This is a genomic window from Streptomyces palmae (assembly GCF_004684805.1).
GTDB lineage: Bacteria > Actinomycetota > Actinomycetes > Streptomycetales > Streptomycetaceae > Streptomyces > Streptomyces palmae.
The window spans coordinates 1-17,983 of the sequence record NZ_SRID01000108.1 but is presented as its reverse complement, the minus strand read 5'-3'; the positions used below and the strand labels follow the sequence as shown (position 1 = coordinate 17,983).

The 17,983-nt window shown below is 73.2% G+C and carries 16 protein-coding genes and 2 tRNA genes; 16 read left to right on the top strand and 2 right to left on the bottom strand.

Annotated features, from left to right (window positions below; all coding sequences use genetic code 11):
* The first annotated feature begins 254 nt into the window (after positions 1–254).
* The 4 genes from E4099_RS14085 (at position 255) to E4099_RS14070 (ending at position 3,987) form a co-directional block, all read left to right on the top strand.
* A complete protein-coding gene (locus E4099_RS14085) occupies positions 255–770 on the top strand; it encodes a hypothetical protein (RefSeq protein WP_386388902.1) in 516 nt (171 codons plus the stop codon).
* A 98-nt stretch (positions 771–868) separates the two neighbouring features.
* Positions 869–2,167, top strand: a complete 1,299-nt coding sequence (locus tag E4099_RS14080; protein WP_135339383.1) for a glutamate-5-semialdehyde dehydrogenase — start codon at positions 869–871, stop codon at positions 2,165–2,167.
* Between the two features lie 49 nt (positions 2,168–2,216).
* On the top strand, positions 2,217–2,822 hold the full coding sequence (locus E4099_RS14075; RefSeq protein WP_135339382.1) for an SCO2584 family spore wall biosynthesis protein: 606 nt from the start codon (positions 2,217–2,219) through the stop codon (positions 2,820–2,822).
* An 82-nt stretch (positions 2,823–2,904) separates the two neighbouring features.
* Complete coding sequence (locus E4099_RS14070; RefSeq protein ID WP_135339381.1) at positions 2,905–3,987, top strand: SCO2583 family membrane protein; 1,083 nt, start codon at positions 2,905–2,907, stop codon at positions 3,985–3,987.
* Between the two features lie 108 nt (positions 3,988–4,095).
* On the opposite strand, the gene E4099_RS14065 is transcribed toward E4099_RS14070, so the two are convergent.
* The gene (locus E4099_RS14065) at positions 4,096–5,244 is read right to left on the bottom strand and encodes a M48 family metallopeptidase (RefSeq protein WP_135339380.1); all 1,149 of its coding nucleotides are present in this window, start codon (positions 5,242–5,244) and stop codon (positions 4,096–4,098) included.
* A gap of 90 nt (positions 5,245–5,334) precedes the next feature.
* On the opposite strand from E4099_RS14065, the gene E4099_RS32990 reads away from it, so the two are divergent.
* From E4099_RS32990 to E4099_RS14040, 7 genes are all read left to right on the top strand, one after another.
* On the top strand, positions 5,335–5,487 hold the full coding sequence (locus tag E4099_RS32990) for a hypothetical protein (RefSeq protein WP_167828374.1): 153 nt from the start codon (positions 5,335–5,337) through the stop codon (positions 5,485–5,487).
* Positions 5,488–5,599: 112 nt separating this feature from the next.
* Entirely contained in the window at positions 5,600–5,761 is a 162-nt protein-coding gene (locus E4099_RS32985; RefSeq protein WP_167828376.1) for a hypothetical protein, read from the top strand.
* Between the two features lie 62 nt (positions 5,762–5,823).
* Positions 5,824–6,429: a nicotinate-nucleotide adenylyltransferase gene (gene nadD, locus E4099_RS14060; RefSeq protein ID WP_135339379.1), complete on the top strand. Its 606-nt coding sequence runs from the start codon at positions 5,824–5,826 to the stop codon at positions 6,427–6,429.
* Between the two features lie 10 nt (positions 6,430–6,439).
* Positions 6,440–8,515, top strand: coding sequence for an LCP family protein (locus E4099_RS14055; RefSeq protein WP_245244821.1), 2,076 nt, complete (start codon positions 6,440–6,442; stop codon positions 8,513–8,515).
* A gap of 284 nt (positions 8,516–8,799) precedes the next feature.
* Positions 8,800–9,234: a ribosome silencing factor gene (gene rsfS, locus E4099_RS14050; protein WP_135339378.1), complete on the top strand. Its 435-nt coding sequence runs from the start codon at positions 8,800–8,802 to the stop codon at positions 9,232–9,234.
* On the top strand, positions 9,231–9,884 hold the full coding sequence (locus E4099_RS14045; protein ID WP_135339377.1) for a histidine phosphatase family protein: 654 nt from the start codon (positions 9,231–9,233) through the stop codon (positions 9,882–9,884). The genes rsfS and E4099_RS14045 overlap by 4 nt, the downstream gene beginning before the upstream one ends.
* A 117-nt stretch (positions 9,885–10,001) precedes the next feature.
* Positions 10,002–10,074: transfer RNA gene (locus E4099_RS14040), tRNA-Ala, on the top strand.
* 257 nt (positions 10,075–10,331) lie between these two features.
* Here the strand turns inward: E4099_RS14040 and E4099_RS14035 are convergent.
* Positions 10,332–11,273 carry a helix-turn-helix transcriptional regulator gene (locus E4099_RS14035; protein ID WP_135339376.1) on the bottom strand — a complete coding sequence of 314 codons (942 nt, stop codon included), beginning with the start codon at positions 11,271–11,273 and terminating at the stop codon, positions 10,332–10,334.
* Positions 11,274–11,417: 144 nt separating this feature from the next.
* On the opposite strand from E4099_RS14035, the gene E4099_RS14030 reads away from it, so the two are divergent.
* From E4099_RS14030 to E4099_RS14010, 5 genes are all read left to right on the top strand, one after another.
* Positions 11,418–12,896, top strand: coding sequence for an MFS transporter (locus tag E4099_RS14030; protein WP_209446614.1), 1,479 nt, complete (start codon positions 11,418–11,420; stop codon positions 12,894–12,896).
* Between the two features lie 128 nt (positions 12,897–13,024).
* Positions 13,025–13,258: a hypothetical protein gene (locus tag E4099_RS14025; protein WP_135339375.1), complete on the top strand. Its 234-nt coding sequence runs from the start codon at positions 13,025–13,027 to the stop codon at positions 13,256–13,258.
* Positions 13,259–13,430: 172 nt separating this feature from the next.
* Positions 13,431–13,503: transfer RNA gene (locus E4099_RS14020), tRNA-Ala, on the top strand.
* A 398-nt stretch (positions 13,504–13,901) separates the two neighbouring features.
* Positions 13,902–16,811: a leucine--tRNA ligase gene (gene leuS, locus E4099_RS14015; RefSeq protein ID WP_135339374.1), complete on the top strand. Its 2,910-nt coding sequence runs from the start codon at positions 13,902–13,904 to the stop codon at positions 16,809–16,811.
* Between the two features lie 494 nt (positions 16,812–17,305).
* Positions 17,306–17,983: hypothetical protein (locus E4099_RS14010; protein ID WP_135339373.1), on the top strand; the 678-nt coding region annotated here is incomplete at its 3' end.

Here is a 17,983-nt window from a genome sequence, read left to right as displayed (position 1 = left end):
CTCCACAGCGCCTCCCCTCCCCGCAGGGGCACCCGCTTTCGGCGCCGAGCGCGAACCGGGGAAGTGAAAGGGCAGAGAAAACGTGACAAGTCCCGCCACGCAATGGGCACCTTCGGTAAAACCGCCCCGAGCCCGGCTCGAGGCTGGTCAACTTTGTTGCGGCAGAACCGCCCGGCGGCGGTTCCACGGTGCCGGGCGGCACCACACGCTCCGTGCCGGGGTGCGACGGAGCGGCGGACGGACGGGAGGCCGCGGTGAGACGAGGGCGTCCGGGGGCGCTGTCCCGAGGCGGCGGCGCCGCCCACATCCGGCGGGCTGTGGCGGGAGAGCGTGCGCTGACCAGTGTCGGAGGCACGGGGGCGGGTGAGCCGGAGCGACCGGAGGGGGCCCGCGGGCTCGCCGAGGAGCCCGCGGGCACCGGCCGGGAGGCCACCCGGCTGTGGCATGTCACGCTCAGCCTCTCCGGCGCCCGGGCACCGCTCACCGAGGTCAGACGGGCACTGTCGAAGCTCGCCCGCGACCATCCGTTCCTGCTGATCGGCCGGTGCGCGGCCGACCACGCCGAGATCCGCTACTGGGAAGAGGCCCGGGACCTGCACGACGCCGCCGCGGTGGCACTGCGGCTGTGGGGCGAGCACCGGTCCACCGCCCAACTGCCGCCCTGGGAGATCGTCGGCCTGGAGGTCATCGGCCGGGAGACCTACCACCAGCGGATAGCGGAGGGGTACGGGCCACCGCCCGCCGTACCGGTCGGCGGCCTGCCCCGCTGACCAGGCGGGGGCCATGGCCGCGCCGCATTCCGGTCCCCCCTGTCTCGAAACGCGGAACATCGGGCTCCGGGGGCGCCCCGCCTCAGTAGGCTTCCGGCATGACCAGCGCACCGACCTCGCCCCTGGCCAACCCCTGGCCCGACTCCCCGGTCCTCCAGGCCGCCTACCGGGCCAGGGCCGCGGCCGTCGACCTCGCCCCGCTGCCGCGCGCGGCCAAGGACGACGCGCTGCGCGCCATCGCCGACGCCCTGGAGGTTCGTACCCAGGAGATCGTCGAGGCCAACGCGCGGGACGTGGAGCGCGCCCGGGCCGCCGGTACCAGTGAGTCGATCATCGACCGGCTGACCCTGACCCCGGAGCGGGTCCGGGCCATCGCCTCCGACGTGCGCCAGGTGGTGGCGCTGCCCGACCCGGTCGGCGAGGTGGTGCGCGGCTCGACCCTGCCCAACGGCCTCGACCTGCGCCAGGTGCGGGTGCCGCTCGGCGTGGTCGGCATCATCTACGAGGCCCGGCCGAACGTGACCGTGGACGCCGCCGCGCTCTGCCTCAAGGCGGGCAACGCGGTGCTGCTGCGCGGCTCCTCCTCGGCGTACGAGTCCAACAGCGCCCTGGTGCGGGTGGTCCGCGACGCCGTCGGCGGGGCCGGGCTGCCGGCCGACGCGGTGCAGCTGGTGCCCGGCGAGAGCCGCGACTCGGTGCGGGAGCTGATGCGGGCCCGCGGGCTGGTCGATGTGCTGATCCCGCGCGGCGGCGCCTCGCTGATCCGTACCGTGGTGACCGAGTCCACCGTTCCGGTGATCGAGACCGGCACCGGAAACTGCCATGTCTACGTGGACGAGCACGCCGACCTCGACATGGCGGTGGAGATCCTGGTCAACTCCAAGGCCCAGCGGCCCAGCGTCTGCAACGCCGCGGAGACCCTGCTGGTGCACCAGGCGATCGCCGACCGCTTCCTGCCGCGCGCCCTGGCGGCGCTGGCCGAGGCCGGGGTGACGGTGCACGGCGACGAGCGGGTGCTGGCGCTGGCCGCCGGCACCCCCGCCACGGTGGAGCCGGCGACCCCGGAGGACTGGGAGACCGAGTACCTGTCCTATGACATCGCGGCGGCGGTGGTGGACTCGCTGGACGCCGCGGTGGCCCACATCCGGCTGTGGACCTCCGGCCACACCGAGGCGATCGTCACCGGTTCGCAGGCAGCCGCCCGCCGGTTCACCCAGTTGGTCGACTCCACCACCGTCGCGGTGAACGCCTCCACCCGCTTCACCGACGGCGGCCAGTTCGGCTTCGGCGCCGAAATCGGCATCTCCACCCAGAAGCTGCACGCCCGGGGCCCGATGGGCCTGCCCGAGCTGACCTCCACCAAGTACATCGTCACCGGCGACGGCCATACCCGCTGACCCTGTTTCCACCCTGCCCAAATCAACCGCCCCGGTCTACTCTGATGGGGTGCCGGACGACGTGGGGGGCAGGCCGTTCCCGGACGGCGACGAGCCCGACGACAACCGCGGCCACGGGGATGCGGAGGACGCCTTCGCCACCGTGGTCTTCGACGAGGACTTCGTACGGTCGGCCGAGATCCACGAGCCCACCGCCGTCGAGCGCATGCTCGCGGCGGCCGAGGCCAGGGCCGAGGCCGAGGCGGCCCGGCGCCGCACCGGTGCCGGACCGATCGACGACGAGCTGTACGAGGACGGGTTCGGCCCGGACGGCGAGCCCGACCCGGACGACGACCGGGCCCCGGGCCGGTACGACCCCGAGGACGGCTCCTTCGGCCCGTACGGCCGCTACGGCTCCGCCGGCCGCCCCTACCGGGGGCACGCCCGCTGGCAGCGGCCGGTGGCCTGGGTGCTGGCCGTGCTGATGGGCATCGGGGTGGTGGCGCTCGCCTTCAGCGCGGTCTACCGCGGCGCCTCCGGCAGCCGGCAGGACCCCTCGCCGGCCCCGGCCAGCAGCGGCGTCGACACTCCGACGGCCGATCCGGAGAGCCCCGCGCCGACCGGCCGGGACACCACCGGGACGCCGGCCGCCACGGCGGTACCGCACGCCCCGTGACCGGGCGCGGCGCGCGTAACCCGACCGAAGTTCCTTTCCCGCCCCGCGTTTACGTGAGGCCGTGCCGACCTACCCTTGTGGTATGAGCGGGCGTGGAGACCCTCCCGAGGGGACCCCCGAGGGCGCCCCGGGCGGCAACGACGACGAGTACCGGTCCGTTGTCTTCGACGAATCGTTTGTGCGCGCTGCCCGCCTTCAGGAGTTCTCCGCACAGGAGCGGATCGGCGAGCACACCCCCGCGGTGCGCTCCCGGCGCTCCATGGGCCGGTACAGCCCCTCCAAGCAGGCCCTGGTACTGGTGACGCTGATCGTGCTGGCCTTCGCCACCGCCGTCTACATGGGCATCCGCCACCCCTACCAGCCGCCCGGGCAGGACGGCTCGGAACCGATGCGCAGCACAGTGGTGCCGCTGGCGCCGCGCGACCCGGTGCCCGGTGGGGCGCCCGCCGACCTGCTGGCGCACAGCCCGGCGGCGGACTTCCGCACCGACGCCGACGGGGTCACCCTGCCCGGCGCCCACCGCACCCAGAGCTTCTCCGCCAACCAGGTGATGTCCGCGCTGCTCACCGTCAAGGACTACATCGTCGAGTCCTCCATCGACCGGGCCGTGGTCTCCGGCGGGGCCAGCCAGCCGGTGCGGCTGCTGCTCGACCCCGGGCAGCAGGACCAGTTCGAGAGCAGTCTCAGCCACCCCGCGAACGACGGGCAGCACGCCGCCACCGGCTGGCTGACCCGCTTCGACCCCTCCCGGGTGGTGCTCACCGACGAGCCGGTGCGGGTGCACGGCACCCTGGCCGCGACCGAGCTGAACCCCGGCACCCTGGAGATCACCGCCGACCACAGCTTCGTCTACACGGTCCGGCCGGCCGACAGCCCAGGCACGGCGAAGGCCTCGCTGTTCACCGTCCACCGCGAGGCGCGCTTCCACCTGAACCTGGCGGACCTCCGGGACCACCAGGTGCAGCTGGTGTACAGCGCGGTGCAGGCGGGCCCGCAGTCCTGCGGCGCCGACACCGCCGGATACCTCCAGCCGCTGCTGGCCGGGCAGCGGGCCAAGGGCGGCGGGCCGGCCGTCACCGACCCGTACCGCCTCGGCCAGCCCACCGCGGGGCTGTGCGGAGTGCTCGCGCCCGGCGCCCAGCCGAGCCTCCCGGCAGGCCACTGACCGGCCGAGCTACCTCGGCCCCTTGCCTCTCGGCACGGGCCCCTGCACGTGCATCGAGGGCGTGCCGCGGGCGCTCGGCCCCCGCCGGTCCCTCAGCCCGCCGGAACCTCAGTCCCCCCGCGGGGCGCCGGCCGTCCCGCCCGGGTCCGGCGCCGGGCCGTCCTCCCCGGGCCCCGGACCGTCCTCCCGGGGGTGCGGCCCGGCCTTGTCGGCGCCCGGGCGGGCACCCGCCCCCGTGAAGCGGTCCCGCAGCCTGCCGCCCAGATCGCCGGCGCCGCCCGCGACATCCCGGACGAAGGCCATCAGCGGGTCCCTGCTGCCGCGGACCGTGTCGGCGTAGTGGGCCGCGGACTCCTTGAAGGAGCCGGAGACCGAGGTGGCCGCGTCGTCCGCACGCCGCGGATAGTGACCGTCCATGATCCGCTGGAAGTCGCGGCCGGCGGCCCAGGTGCGCAGCTCCGCGGCGCGCACCGTGGTGAACGGGTGGCTGCGGGGCAGCCCGTTCAGGATCTTGAGCACCGAGTCCCGCAGGTCACCGGAGTTCTCGTACTCCTCCGCCTGCTCCAGGAAGGCGTCCACGTTCATCTCGTGCAGATGGTGCCCGCCGGCCAGCTTCATCAGGCCCCGCATCGAGGCATGGAGGTCCTGGCCCACCAGCAGGCCGGCCCGGTCCGCGGACAGCTCCGACTTGCGGAACCACTCGCGCAGCGCGGTCGCGATCGCCGTCACCGCTATGCCGCCCAGCGGTATCCAGGCCACCTTCAGCGCGACATCGGTGAGGAAGAGCAGCACCGTGCGGTAGACCGCGTGCCCGGACAGCGCATGGCCCACCTCATGGCCGATGACCGCCCGCATCTCCTCCTCGTCCAGCAGCTCCACCAGCCCGGTGGACAGCACGATGATCGGCTCGTCCAGGCCGACGCACATCGCGTTCGGCTGCGGGTTCTGGGTGACGTACATCGCCGGCACCCGCTCCATGTCCAGGATGTAGCAGGCGTCCCGCAGCATGTCGTTGAGGTGGGCGAACTGCCGGTCGCTCACCCGCACCGAGTCCGAGAGGTACAGCAGCCGCAGGCTGCGCTCCGGCAGCAGCCCGCTGAGCGCCTTGAAGACCACGTCGAAGCCGCTCAGCCTGCGCAGTGCCACCAGCGCCGAACGGTCCGCCGGATGCTCGTACGCGCGTGAGGAGACACCTGGGAACCTCCGCCGCTCGCCCCTCGCCGTGCTCGCACGGCCCTGGCCGCCACCGTCACTCATCGGACCCCCCTCGCTGGGCTCTGCCGTCGTCGCCCGTCCCCCGGGTAGCCCCACCCTAGGGGCTGCCGGCCCTGCGGTTACCGTGGAGACATGCCCGATATGACTGGCCTGAGCACCGAACTCCTCGCCGCCGCCGACCAGGGCGGGCCCGGCACGGTGCTGCGCGTCGTGATCCTGGTCGGACTTCTCGGGGCGGCCCTGGTCGCCTGGCTGCTGCTGCGCGGATACCGCCGCGAGGACTGAGGACGGGCCCGGCGGAGCCCAGCGCGAGCCCCGGCGGCAGGCCGTGGATCTCCCCGCTTACGATGTGGCAGACGTATCAGCCCGCTCACACACCGGATTGGTCTTGGCGACGATGACCGCATTCAGCTCCGCGCACACTCTGGCCACTCTCGCCTCCGAGGGCGAGCACGGCGGCAACCACGAGAGCCTCAGCCCGTACCTGACCGGTGGCGCGGCGCTCGCCATCCTGCTCCTGCTGCTCATCATCACCACCCGCTTCAACCGCGACCGCTGACCGCGGCGGGGTGGGGCACCTCCGGCCTCGGCACTCCGCCGGGACCAGTAGGGTCTGCACGCATGGGAGAGCAGAAACGGCCCGCTAAGCGGCGGCTCGGCGTGATGGGTGGGACATTCGACCCGATCCACCACGGACACCTGGTCGCCGCCAGCGAGGTGGCCGCCCAGTTCCATCTGGACGAGGTGGTCTTCGTACCGACCGGCCAGCCGTGGCAGAAGAGCCACAAGGTGGTGTCCCCGGCCGAGGACCGGTATCTGATGACGGTGATCGCCACCGCGTCCAACCCGCAGTTCTCGGTCAGCCGGATCGACATCGACCGCGGCGGCCCCACCTACACCACCGACACCCTGCGGGACCTCCGCGAGCTCAACCCGGACGCGGACCTCTTCTTCATCACCGGCGCCGACGCGCTGGGCCAGATCCTCACCTGGCGGGACACCGGCGAGCTCTTCTCGCTGGCCCACTTCATCGGCGTCACCCGGCCCGGCCACATACTGGCCGACCCGGGGCTGCCGGAGGGCGGGGTGTCACTGATCGAGGTCCCGGCGCTGGCGATCTCCTCCTCGGACTGCCGAGCGCGGGTCGCGGCCGGCGATCCGGTCTGGTATCTGGTGCCGGACGGTGTGGTGCGCTACATCGACAAGCGCGAGCTGTACCGCGACTGAAGGGGTACCGGTGAACGAGGGACAGGACCTGGGGCGCGGCGAGCCCTACCCCGAGGGCGGTCAGCAGCCGCAGACCTACGGGTACGACGCCTACGGACAGCCGGTCTACCAGCCGCCGCAGCCGGCGCCGGAGCAGTACGGCTACCAGACCTACGACGGCCAGGCGCCCACCCAGGGCTACCAGCAGCAGTCCTGGGACCAGCAGTCCTCCTACGGCGGCGGGCAGCAGCCCTACCCCGGGCAGTCCTACGACCCGTCCTACGGGCAGCAGCAGGGCTACCAGGGCGCTCAGCCCGCCCAGTCCGGAGGCTGGCAGCAGGGCTACGATCCCGCTGCCGGGCCCGGCTGGGGTGATCAGCAGACCGCCCCGCAGCCTGGGTACGACCCCGCGTCAGGCGGCTGGAGCGACCCGTCGGCCGCGCCCCCGCAGGCCGTACCCGGCCCGCCCGGGCAGCCCGGCCACACCCCGTACGACACCGGCCGATCGGGCACCGCCGCCCAGCGGCCACCCGGGGCCCACGAGGGCACCGCGTACGACCCCGGCGCCACCACCGCCGGTACCGCGACCGCCGGTGCCACCACCACCGGCACCGGCACCGGTCAGGTGCCGGAGGCCGGGGCCGCGGCGGAATCCGGGCGCACCCGGCCGTCCCGCCGGCCCAGGACCGAGGCCGGAGGGCCGGCCGCCTCGGTGCCGCCGCAGCGCGGGTCCCGTTCCGCGGGCCGCGACGCTGCCGAGAAGGGCGCCAAGGACGCCAGGAACCCCGAGCACCCCGAGGACGCCGCGGACGGCGAGGGCCCGTACCGCACCGAGCAGTTCTCCTTCCTCGAAGAGCCCGACGAGGACTCCGAGGACGTCATCGACTGGCTGAAGTTCGCCGAGACCCGCACCGAGCGGCGGGACGAGCGCCGCCGCAAGGCCCGCACCCGGATCATCGCCCTGGCGGTACTGCTGGTGCTGGTGGCCCTCGGCGGGGCGGGCTACCTCTGGTCCGCGGGCAAACTGCCCGGGCAGGAGGGCGGTGACACGGCGCGGGCCGGTGCCGAAGGCGGGCAGAAGCGCGATGTGATCGTGGTGCACCTGCATGAGACGGGTGCCTCGGAGACCTCCACCGTGCTGCTGGTGGACAACGAGACCGCCAAGAAGGGCACCACCGTCCTGCTGCCCAACGCGCTCGCGGTGGGCACCGAGGACGGCGGCTCGACCACCCTCGGCAACTCCGTGGACGACAGCTCGGACGCCACCCGGGACGCGCTGGGCAGCCTGCTGGGAGCCCGTATCGAGGGCACCTGGCGGCTGGACACCCCCTACCTGGAGAACCTGGTCGAACTGGTCGGCGGCATCACCGTCGACGCGGATGCGACCGTGCCCGCCGCCAAGCAGGGCGAGGACCCGGTGGTGACCCGCGGCAAGGCCCGTGACCTGAGCGGCCGGGCGGCCGTCGCCTACGCCACCTACCGGGCTCCCGCCGAGGCCCAGACCAAGCAGCTGAGCCGGTTCGGCCAGGTGATGAACGCGGTGCTGCGGAAGCTGTCCAGCGACGAGGACGAGGCCACCACCACCGTCCGGGCGCTGGCCCAGATCCCCGACCCCTCGCTCAGCGAGCGGGCGCTGGGCGTCTCGCTGGCCCGCCTCGCCGGGCTGGCCCAGGACGGCGCGTACGACACCGCGCTGCTCTCCGTCGAGCCGGACGGCACGCTCAGCGAGCAGTCCACCGAGCACGTGGTGAAGGACATCCTGGGCGGCACGGTGAAGAACCCCGACCAGGGCGGCGTGGCGCGGGTCAGCGTGCGGGACGCCAGCGGCCGGCCGGGCGCGGCGGGCGCGGCGCAGGTCGCCCTGGTCAACGGCGGCTTCACGGTCGTCGGGGCCGGTACCGGCGGCTCCCAGGCCACCTCGCGGGTGACCTACGCCGACGAGCGGCAGGCCGCCCAGGCAAGGGAGGTCGCCAAGACCCTGGGCCTGCCGGCCGGCGCGGTCGTCAAGGGCAAGGGCGCGGCCAACGCCGACGTCACCGTGGTGCTCGGCCAGGACTACAAGGGCGCCACCGGCGGCGGCGCCTCCGGCGGTGGCGCGGCCGACTGATCCACGCTCGCGGCCCGCTGCGGGCCGCGAGCACACGGTGCCCGCCCGCACCCCCCGAGGGTGCGGGCGGGCACTGGTAAAACGCCTGGCGGGAATCCCCCCGGCCCGTGAGACCCTTGGAGTGTCAGGCCACCCGGCCCCGGCGGCGTGCCGCCGAAGCGGCCACCGGCCGGCCGGCGGCCGCGGCAGACCTTGTCGGCCGCCGGTCGTGGTCCTCGGCCCGCACCAGTGCCGTGGCCGAGGCCCTCCGACACCCACTCGACCCCGACCCGAAAGACGCACCTGTGACCGCCACGGACCGCTCCATCGAGCTGATCAACGCCGCCGCCCAGGCCGCCGCCGACAAGCTCGCGCACGACATCATCGCGTACGACGTCAGCGACGTGCTCTCGATCACCGACGCCTTCCTGCTGGCCTCGGCCCCCAACGACCGCCAGGTCAAGGCCATCGTCGACGAGATCGAGGAGCGGCTGAACAAGGAGCTCGGCGCCAAGCCGGTGCGCCGCGAGGGCGACCGCGAGGCCCGCTGGGTGCTGCTGGACTACGTGGACATCGTGGTGCACGTCCAGCACAGCGAGGAGCGGGTCTTCTACGCGCTGGAGCGGCTGTGGAAGGACTGCCCGCAGCTGGAGCTGCCCGCCGACGCCGTAGCGACCCAGGGCAAGGCCGCGGAGTACGCCGCCCAGGCCGCCGGCGCCGGGGACGGTGATCTGAGCTGAACGGCTCCCAGGGCGGCCGGGGCCGCCGGATAGTGCTCTGGCGGCACGGCCAGACGTCGTGGAACCTGGAGCGCCGCTTCCAGGGCTCCACCGACATCGAGCTGACCGGGACCGGCGTCGCCCAGGCGCGGCGCGCGGCCCGGCTGCTGGCCGCCATGCGGCCGGACGCCATCGTCTCCTCGGACCTCAAGCGCGCCGTGGCCACCGCCGCCGAGCTGGCCGCGGTGACCGGGCTCGAGGTGTCCTGCGACGCCGGGCTGCGGGAGACCTACGCGGGCCACTGGCAGGGCCTGACCCACGAGGAGATCATCGAGCGCTTCGGCGAGCAGTACGCCGCCTGGAAGCGCGGTGAGCCGGTGCGGCGCGGCGGCGGCGAGCTGGAGACCGAGGTCGCCGACCGGGCGGCCCCGGTGGTCCGGGCCGCCGCCGACAAGCTGCCGGACGGCGGCACCCTGGTGGTGGTCAGCCACGGCGGCACCATCCGCACGACCATCGGCCGGCTGCTGAACCTGGAGTCCGGGTCCTGGGAGGCGCTCGGCGGACTGTCGAACTGCTGCTGGTCGGTGCTGGGCGAGGGCGCCCGCGGCTGGCGGTTGCTGGAGCACAACGCCGGAACACTGCCCGAACCGGTGCTCGGCGACGACGACTGAACGGGCCGCCGGACGGCCCCCGAGGGGCCGATTTCCCATTCGGGCTGGTCACAGGCTAAGGTTCTTCTTGTTCGCACGGAGCGGCGGGGAAAAACCCCGAAGCGACGAGAGAACCGCGGGGCTATAGCTCAGTTGGTAGAGCGCCTGCATGGCATGCAGGAGGTCAGGAGTTCAATTCTCCTTAGCTCCACAGCCCGCGAGATCCCGGTCCCCCAACAGGGGGCCGGGATCTTCGCTTTGGTGGGACGTACGTACCGGGCGGGGGAGTGCCGGGCTCGCCGCGGCCCCTTGGTCGTACGCACCGGGGCCCTCCGCGCCGCACGGCCCGGGCCCGCCGGCCGAGTGCCGCCGCCGGGCCGGGTCGCGGGGACCACCTCTCGGAAACCGGCCAGGGGGCGCCGTACCGCCCGACGCTCCGCCGCCGGCCCACCACTCCCCGCGTACCGGCTAGCCCGCGGCCGCCAGTGGGCCGGAAGCGGCGGACCACTCCTCCCACCGCGCCCGGACCGCGGACACCGGCCGGGCGTGCTCCAGGCAGCCGACCAGCGGATCCTCGATGCCGCGCAGCCGGTGCAGCCGCTCCCGGCTCTCCTCGTCGTTCGTGGTGTAGACCACGATCCGGGTCTCCGGTACGCCGCCCACCGACAGCGAGGTCGAGGTGAGCCGGATATCGCCCACCGAGGCGTGCTGGATGGTCTTCAGCCGGTTGCCGGGCGGGGCCACGTCGCCGCTCTCCCACAGCCGGCGGAACACCTCGTTGCACGACGAGAGCCGTGTGATCAGGGACTCCCAGGCCGGCTCGCCCACATGCCGGCCGTAGTGACCGCGGAAGGTCGCCACGATGGAGTGCTGCTCCTCGTCGCGGTTGCGCAGCGGGCAGCAGCACTGCCGGCGGGTGAACACCTGCCACAGCACATTGCGTTCGGAGGCCGGCGCGAGGGACAGCGAGGGGAAGAGGTTGCGGTAACCGCGGTTGTGGGCGAGCACGTCGTAGCGCGCGTTGTAGACCACCGCGGGCAGCGGGTCCAGTGTCTCGATGATGCCCCGCACCTCGGGGCCCACACCGGTGGCGGCCTGCTCGCGGTCCCGCACGTACGGCATCTCGGCCAGGTGGTACAGGTGCTCCCGCTCGGCCGCGTCCAGCCGGAGGGTGCGCGCCACCGCGTCCAGCACCTGCGCGCTGGCGTTGATCGGCCGCCCCTGCTCCAGCCAGGTGTACCAGGTGACGCCCACTCCGGAGAGCTGGGCGACCTCCTCCCGGCGCAGCCCCGGGGTGCGGCGCCGGGAGCCGGGCGGCATCCCCACGTCCGCCGGGGTGACCCGGCCCCGCCGACTGCGCAGAAAGGCCGCCAGCTCGGTGCGCCGGCGCCTGGTGGTATTGGTACTCATGCTCGCCCCCGATGTCCGCGCCTCCGGGCGCCCGCCCGGACCGGTTCCATGGTCCGCCTTCCGCCGAGGCGATGCCAGGTGCTGCCAGTACCAGCATCAGCGGACTCTCGTTACTGGTACCGGTAGACGGCCAGAGTCGATCCCATGACATCGACCGTGCACCCGCGCCCCGCCGCCGCGCCCGGCGCCCCAGCCCTGGACCGCAGTCCCGCTGACGGTGCGGCAGGAGACCGCCGCCACCGGCCCGGCCGGCTGCTGGCGATCGTCCTCACCGGGCAGTTCATGGCCCTGCTGGACGTCTTCATCGTCAATGTGGGCGCCCCCGCCATCCGCACCGACCTGCACGCCTCCGGCGCCGGGCTGCAACTGATCATCGCCGGCTACACCATCTCCTACGCGGTGCTGCTCATCACCGGAGCCCGGCTCGGCGCCCGGATCGGGCACCGGCGGGCGTTCCTCGCCGGTCTCGCGGTCTTCACCGCCTCCTCGCTCGCCTGCGGGCTGGCCACCGGCACCGGCCAGTTGATCGGCTTCCGCTTCGTCCAGGGCGCGGGCTCGGCACTGATGCTGCCGCAGGTGCTGAGCCTCATCCAGCGCACCTACACCGGCCCTTCGCGGGCCCGGGCGCTCGGCGTCTACTCGGCGGTGCTGGCCTCCGGGGCCGCCGCCGGGCAGGTGGTGGGCGGAGTGCTGGTCAGCGCGGACCTGTTCGGCACCGGCTGGCGGCCGATGTTCCTGGTGAACGTGCCGATCGGGGTGCTGCTGCTGGCCGTCGGGCCCCGGATGATGCCGCGGGACGACATCTCCACGGCGGAGCGGGCCCGCGCCCTGGACCTGCCGGGGATGCTGCTGCTGGCGGCGGCGGTGACCCTGTTCACCGTGCCGCTGGTGCTCGGGCAGGACCAGGGCTGGCCGCTGTGGGGCTGGCTGGGGCTGGGCCTGAGCGCGGTGCTGGCCGGCGCCTTCGCGGGCTACGAGCGCCGGCTGGCGGCCCGGGGCGGCGCGCCGCTGATCACCCCACGGGTGGTACGGGCGCCCGGGGTGCCGTCGGCCATGGTCAGCGCAGTCCTGGCGATGTCCGCGAACGCCGGCTTCCTGCTGATGCTGACCCTGCACCTGCAGAGCGGTCTGGGCTACAGCGCGCTGCGTACCGGACTGACCTTCGTCCCGTGCGCGGCGGCCTTCGGCCTGGTCGGACTCAACTGGCAGCGGCTGCCGCAGCGGTGGCAGCCCGTCATGGTGCCGGGCGGTTTCGTCCTCGCCGCGGTGTCCTTCGCCGGGCTCGGCGTGGCGCTGCGCCACGGGGCCGGCGTCGGGCCGGTCTGCTACCCGGCGCTGCTGGGCGTCGGCGCCGGACTGAGCCTCGCCTACAGCCCGATGCTCACCCGGACCCTGGCGACGGTGCGCAAGGAGGACGCGGCGGATGCCAGCGGGGTGTTGGTGACCTCCGCTCAGCTGGGCATGCTGATGGGGGTGGCGGCCTTCGGCGCGCTGTTCCTGGGCCGGCTGGCCGGGCCGGGAGCCGCGGCCTCGGCCGAGGCGATGTGGGTCACCTCGCTGGCGCTGAGCGGCGCGGCGCTGGCCGGGGCGGCCGTCCGGTTGCTGCCGTCGCGGAGCCGCTGACCCGTTCCGTTTCGCATGGCAGAATCGGGACGGCTGGAGGGGGCGTGGGCCGAGGGGATGGATGGTTCGATGACAACGGCGGCGTCTCCCTGGCAGGTACGGCTCTCGGTCGCATCTGGAGCGGAGTGATGGGGGCACACAGCCGGAAGTGCGACTGGTGCGGGAGCGGCACACCGATCGTCCGGGACATGGAGCCGCTCAACACCGCGTACCAGTACTGGTGTGTGGAGTGCGCGCGGGCGCTGATCATAAAGGGCGATCCGATCGAGACGTACCGCGAACTCGAAGGGGAGCCGATCTATGGGCGGCTGCTGGACGAGCACTGCGCACTCAAACGTTTCTACTCCTTCGCGACGGCCTGAGCGCCGCTCCCCGCCGACGCCCGCCGGCGCCCTTCCGCCGCCGGTCAGAGGCGGTCGGAGGGGCCCGCGGGGAGGGGGCGCGGAACCGATTTGGCAGAACACCGGGAGGTCCGTGTAATGTAGGCCGTGCCGGAGCGGGAAGCCGAAAGGAAGCCCGAACGGTGCAAAGCCTGGGGCTATAGCTCAGTTGGTAGAGCGCTTGCATGGCATGCAAGAGGTCAGGAGTTCAATTCTCCTTAGCTCCACTCCCAGGAAAAGCGGGTCGTCCGAAAAGGACGGCCCGCTTTTCGTTGTCCGCGCGGCGGTCGCCCCCGCTGTGCGCGATGTGCCGGTGCACCGATGTGTCGATGCACCGATGTGCGGATGTGCCGATGTGTCCCGCACCACACTGTGCCGCGCGGGCTCGCTGCGCCCGCCGCACACCCTGCGGTAACCTGAGCCCATGCGTGCCGTACGCCTTCTGCTTAGCGGGCCGCGCTGATCAGTACCGACCGATGGCGGTGAGCCGTCCGGAAGCCCGGACGAGCCAGGTCCCCCACGGTCGGCATCGGCGCGGCGTCCCCTCCTGTGCGAGGGGATTTTTCATTTCGTCACACCGACGACGCATACCGCTGACAGAGACATCGATGGAGCTTTGAGGACGATGAGCGAGACCACTTCCGCCGAGGCCGCCGCGCCGCACCGCTACACGGCCGCACTGGCCGCCGACATCGAGGCCCGCTGGCAGGACGTCTGGGACGCGAACGGCACGTACGCGGCCCCCAACCCGACGGGCGAGCTGGCGGGCGACCCCGCGGTCGTCGCGCGGCCCAAGAAGTTCATCATGGACATGTTCCCGTACCCCTCGGGCGCGGGACTCCACGTCGGCCACCCGCTGGGCTACATCGCCACCGATGTCTACGCCCGCTATCACCGCATGACCGGTCACAACGTGCTGCACACCCTGGGCTTCGACGCCTTCGGGCTGCCCGCCGAGCAGTACGCCGTGCAGACCGGCACCCACCCGCGGGTCTCCACCGAGGCCAACATCGCCAACATGAAGGCGCAGCTGCGCCGGCTGGGCCTGGGCCACGACAAGCGCCGCTCGTTCGCGACCATCGAGCCGGAGTACTACAAGTGGACCCAGTGGATCTTCCTGCAGATCTTCAACAGCTGGTACGACGAGAGCGCGGGCCGGGCCCGGCCGATCGACGAACTGGTCGAGCAGTTCGCCTCCGGTGAGCGGGCCGTGCCCGGCGGCCGGGCCTGGGCCGAGCTGACCGCGGCCGAGCGCGCCGACGTGCTGGGCGGCTACCGGCTGGCGTACGCCTCCGACGCGCCGGTCAACTGGTGCCCGGGCCTGGGCACCGTGCTGGCCAACGAGGAGGTCACCGCCGAGGGCCGGTCCGAGCGCGGCAACTTCCCGGTCTTCAAGGCCAAGCTGCGGCAGTGGAACATGCGGATCACCGCCTACGCCGAGCGGCTGCTGGCCGACCTGGACGAGCTGGACTGGCCGGAGGCCATCAAGCTCCAGCAGCGCAACTGGATCGGCCGCTCCGAGGGCGCCCGCATCCAGTTCCCGGTGCACGGCGCGCACGGCGAGGGCGACCAGAAGATCACCGTCTTCACCACCCGCCAGGACACCCTGTTCGGCGCCACCTACATGGTGCTGGCCCCCGAGCACGAGCTGGTGGACACCATCGCCCCGGCGGCCTGGCCGGAGGGCACCCACCAGGTGTGGACCGGCGGGCACGCCACCCCGGCCGAGGCGATCGCCGAGTACCGCCGCTTCGCCGCGGCCAAGTCCGACGTCGAGCGGCAGGCCGACGCCAAGGAGAAGACCGGCGTCTTCACCGGCGCCTTCGCGGTCAACCCGGTCAGCGGCGCTCCGGTGCCGGTCTTCATCGCCGACTACGTGCTGATGGGCTACGGCACCGGCGCGATCATGGCCGTCCCGGCGCACGACAGCCGCGACTTCGCCTTCGCCCGCGCCTTCGAGCTGCCCATGCGCTGCGTGGTGGAGCCCACCGACGGCCGCGGCACCGACCCGGCGGCCTGGGACGAGGCCTTCGACTCCTACGAAGCGAAGATCATCAACTCCTCCGCCACCGGCGCGGAGACCTCCGCGGACGGCGCCGTCTCGCTGGACGGCCTGACCGTCCCCGAGGCCAAGGCCACGATGGCCGCGTGGCTGGAGGCCGCCGGGATCGGCGAGGGCACCGTCAACTTCCGGCTGCGCGACTGGCTGTTCAGCCGCCAGCGCTACTGGGGCGAGCCCTTCCCGATCGTCTACGACGAGGACGGCGTGGCCCACCCGCTGCCCGAGTCGATGCTGCCGCTGGAGCTGCCGGAGGTCGAGGACTACTCCCCGCGCACCTTCGACCCGGACGACGCCGACACCTCCCCGGAGACCCCGCTGTCCCGCAACGAGGACTGGGTGAACGTGGAACTGGACCTGGGAGACGGCCGCGGCACCCGGCGCTACCGGCGCGAGACCAACACCATGCCCAACTGGGCCGGTTCCTGCTGGTACGAGCTGCGCTACCTGGACCCGCACAACGACCAGCGGCTGGTCGACCCGGAGGCCGAGCGCTACTGGATGGGGCCGCGCGAGGGCGCCCCGCACGGCGGCGTGGACCTGTACGTGGGCGGCGCCGAGCACGCCGTACTCCACCTGCTGTACGCCCGCTTCTGGTCCAAGGTGCTGTTCGACCTGGGGTACGTCTCCTCGGCCGAGCCGTTCCACAAGCTGTTCAACCAGGGCATGATCCAGGCGTACGTCTACCGGGACGCCCGCGGCATCGCCGTGCCGGCGGCGGAGGTCGAGGAGCACGAGGGCGGCGTCTACTACTACGAGGGCGGCAAGGTCTCCCGGCTGCTGGGCAAGATGGGCAAGTCCCTGAAGAACGCCGTCACCCCGGACGAGATCTGCGCCGAGTACGGGGCCGACACCCTGCGCCTGTACGAGATGGCGATGGGCCCGCTGGACGTGTCCCGGCCCTGGGACACCCGCGCCGTGGTCGGCCAGTACCGGCTGCTGCAGCGGCTGTGGCGCAATGTGGTGGACGAGGCCACCGGCGAGGTGACCGTGGTGGACACCGAGCCGGACGAGGCCACCCTGCGCGCCCTGCACAAGGCCGTGGACGGGGTGCGCCAGGACATGGCCGGGCTGCGCTTCAACACCGCCATCGCCAAGATCACCGAGCTGAACAACCACGTCACCAAGCTGACCGAGGTGCCGCGCTCGGTGGCCGAGGGCCTGGTCCTGCTGATCGCGCCGCTGGCCCCGCACATCGCCGAGGAGCTGTGGAGCAAGCTGGGTCACCAGGACTCCGTGGTGCACCGGGACTTCCCGGTCGCCGACCCGGCGTACGTGGTGGACGAGACCGTCACCTGCGTCGTCCAGATCAAGGGCAAGGTCAAGGCGCGTCTGGAGGTCTCCCCGGCGATCGCCGACGAGGAGCTGGAGAAGCTGGCGCTGGCCGACCCGGCGGTGGTCGCGGCGCTGGGCGAGTCGGGCATCCGCAAGGTGATCGTCCGGGCGCCGAAGCTGGTGAACATCGTCCCGGCGTGACGGGCGCGGGAGGCGCGTGGCGCCGACCGGCGGGTGACTCCTGGGGGTGATCCGCCCGGTGGGATCCGGTTTGGGCGGGGGTTCGGCCTGGGCGGGCGACCTGGCTTGGGCGGGGTCCGGCTGGAGGTGATCCGCCCGGGGTGGTGGACCCGTCGTGGGCGGTGGTCCGCCCAGGGTGGTGGACTCGTCGCGGGCGGTGGTCCGTCCAGGGGGGGACCCGTCGTGGGCGGTGGTCCGTTCAGGGCAGTGGTCGGTCGGGGGCGGTGCTCCGTCCAAGGCGGTGTGATCCATCCTGGGCGGCGGGGGCCGTCCGGGAGGACCCCCGCCGTCCGGGAGTGACCGCTCGGGGCTGACCGGCGCGTCGCCGGCGATCCGGTGGCCGTCGCCGGTGGTACGGGTGGGTTCGGGGTTCCACGGAACCCCGAACCCACCCGTACCCGTTTACGGTGGCAGAACGGATGCCGCCCGAGACCGCCGACAGCGAGGGGACGCCCATGGAAGCCGTGATCCTGATCCTGGTGATCGTCCTGGTATCGGCGATGGGGCTCGGCGGCTATCTGACCGTCAAGGCCCTTCGGGCCGCCAAGCGCGGCGTGGACCGCACCCTCACCCAGGCCCGGCGCACGGTCCAGGACACCGCGCTGCGGGCCAAGAGCTACGGTCATCCCGGCCCCGCGGGGGAGCTGGCCCAGCTGCGGCTCGCCCTCCGCGGCTCACTGCGGAGCACCCGGGAGACCCTGCACGCGGGAGCCGCCACCGACCCCTCGCTCGGCGAGTCGCTCGCCCTCTTCGAACGGCTCAGCACCCACGGTCAGGCGCTGGAGGAGGAGCTGCGCCGCGCCGAACGGGAAACCGACCAGGGCCGCCTCGCCGCCTGGCTGCCTGAGCTGCGGGAACGCACCGAGCGGGTCCGCCACTCCGCTGACTCGCTGCGCTGGGCCGCCCAGGACCGGGCCAGCCGCTTCGAGGACGACGACCTCGCCGAGCTGAGCCGCCAGATCGAGCTGGAGACGGGCGCCCTGCGGCACTGGACCCCGCCGGAGGATGGGGTCCCCGGGCGGCTGGAGGGCTTGGGTGAGCCCGAGGGCTTGGTGGGCGAGCGGGGCAGTACGGATGGGGCGCGTGGGGCCCGCGGGGCGCGTGGTGCGCTGGGGCGGGACGGTGTAGCTGGG

Coding starts and splice junctions, on each gene's coding strand:
- E4099_RS14030 (WP_209446614.1), top strand. CDS start 11,418: ATGACATCGACCGTGCACCCGCGCCCCGCCGCCGCGCCCGGCGCCCCA.
- E4099_RS14080 (WP_135339383.1), top strand. CDS start 869: ATGACCAGCGCACCGACCTCGCCCCTGGCCAACCCCTGGCCCGACTCC.
- E4099_RS14065 (WP_135339380.1), bottom strand. CDS start 5,244: ATGAGTGACGGTGGCGGCCAGGGCCGTGCGAGCACGGCGAGGGGCGAG.
- E4099_RS32990 (WP_167828374.1), top strand. CDS start 5,335: ATGCCCGATATGACTGGCCTGAGCACCGAACTCCTCGCCGCCGCCGAC.
- nadD (WP_135339379.1), top strand. CDS start 5,824: ATGGGAGAGCAGAAACGGCCCGCTAAGCGGCGGCTCGGCGTGATGGGT.
- E4099_RS14070 (WP_135339381.1), top strand. CDS start 2,905: ATGAGCGGGCGTGGAGACCCTCCCGAGGGGACCCCCGAGGGCGCCCCG.
- E4099_RS14035 (WP_135339376.1), bottom strand. CDS start 11,273: ATGAGTACCAATACCACCAGGCGCCGGCGCACCGAGCTGGCGGCCTTT.
- E4099_RS32985 (WP_167828376.1), top strand. CDS start 5,600: ATGACCGCATTCAGCTCCGCGCACACTCTGGCCACTCTCGCCTCCGAG.
- E4099_RS14025 (WP_135339375.1), top strand. CDS start 13,025: ATGGGGGCACACAGCCGGAAGTGCGACTGGTGCGGGAGCGGCACACCG.
- leuS (WP_135339374.1), top strand. CDS start 13,902: ATGAGCGAGACCACTTCCGCCGAGGCCGCCGCGCCGCACCGCTACACG.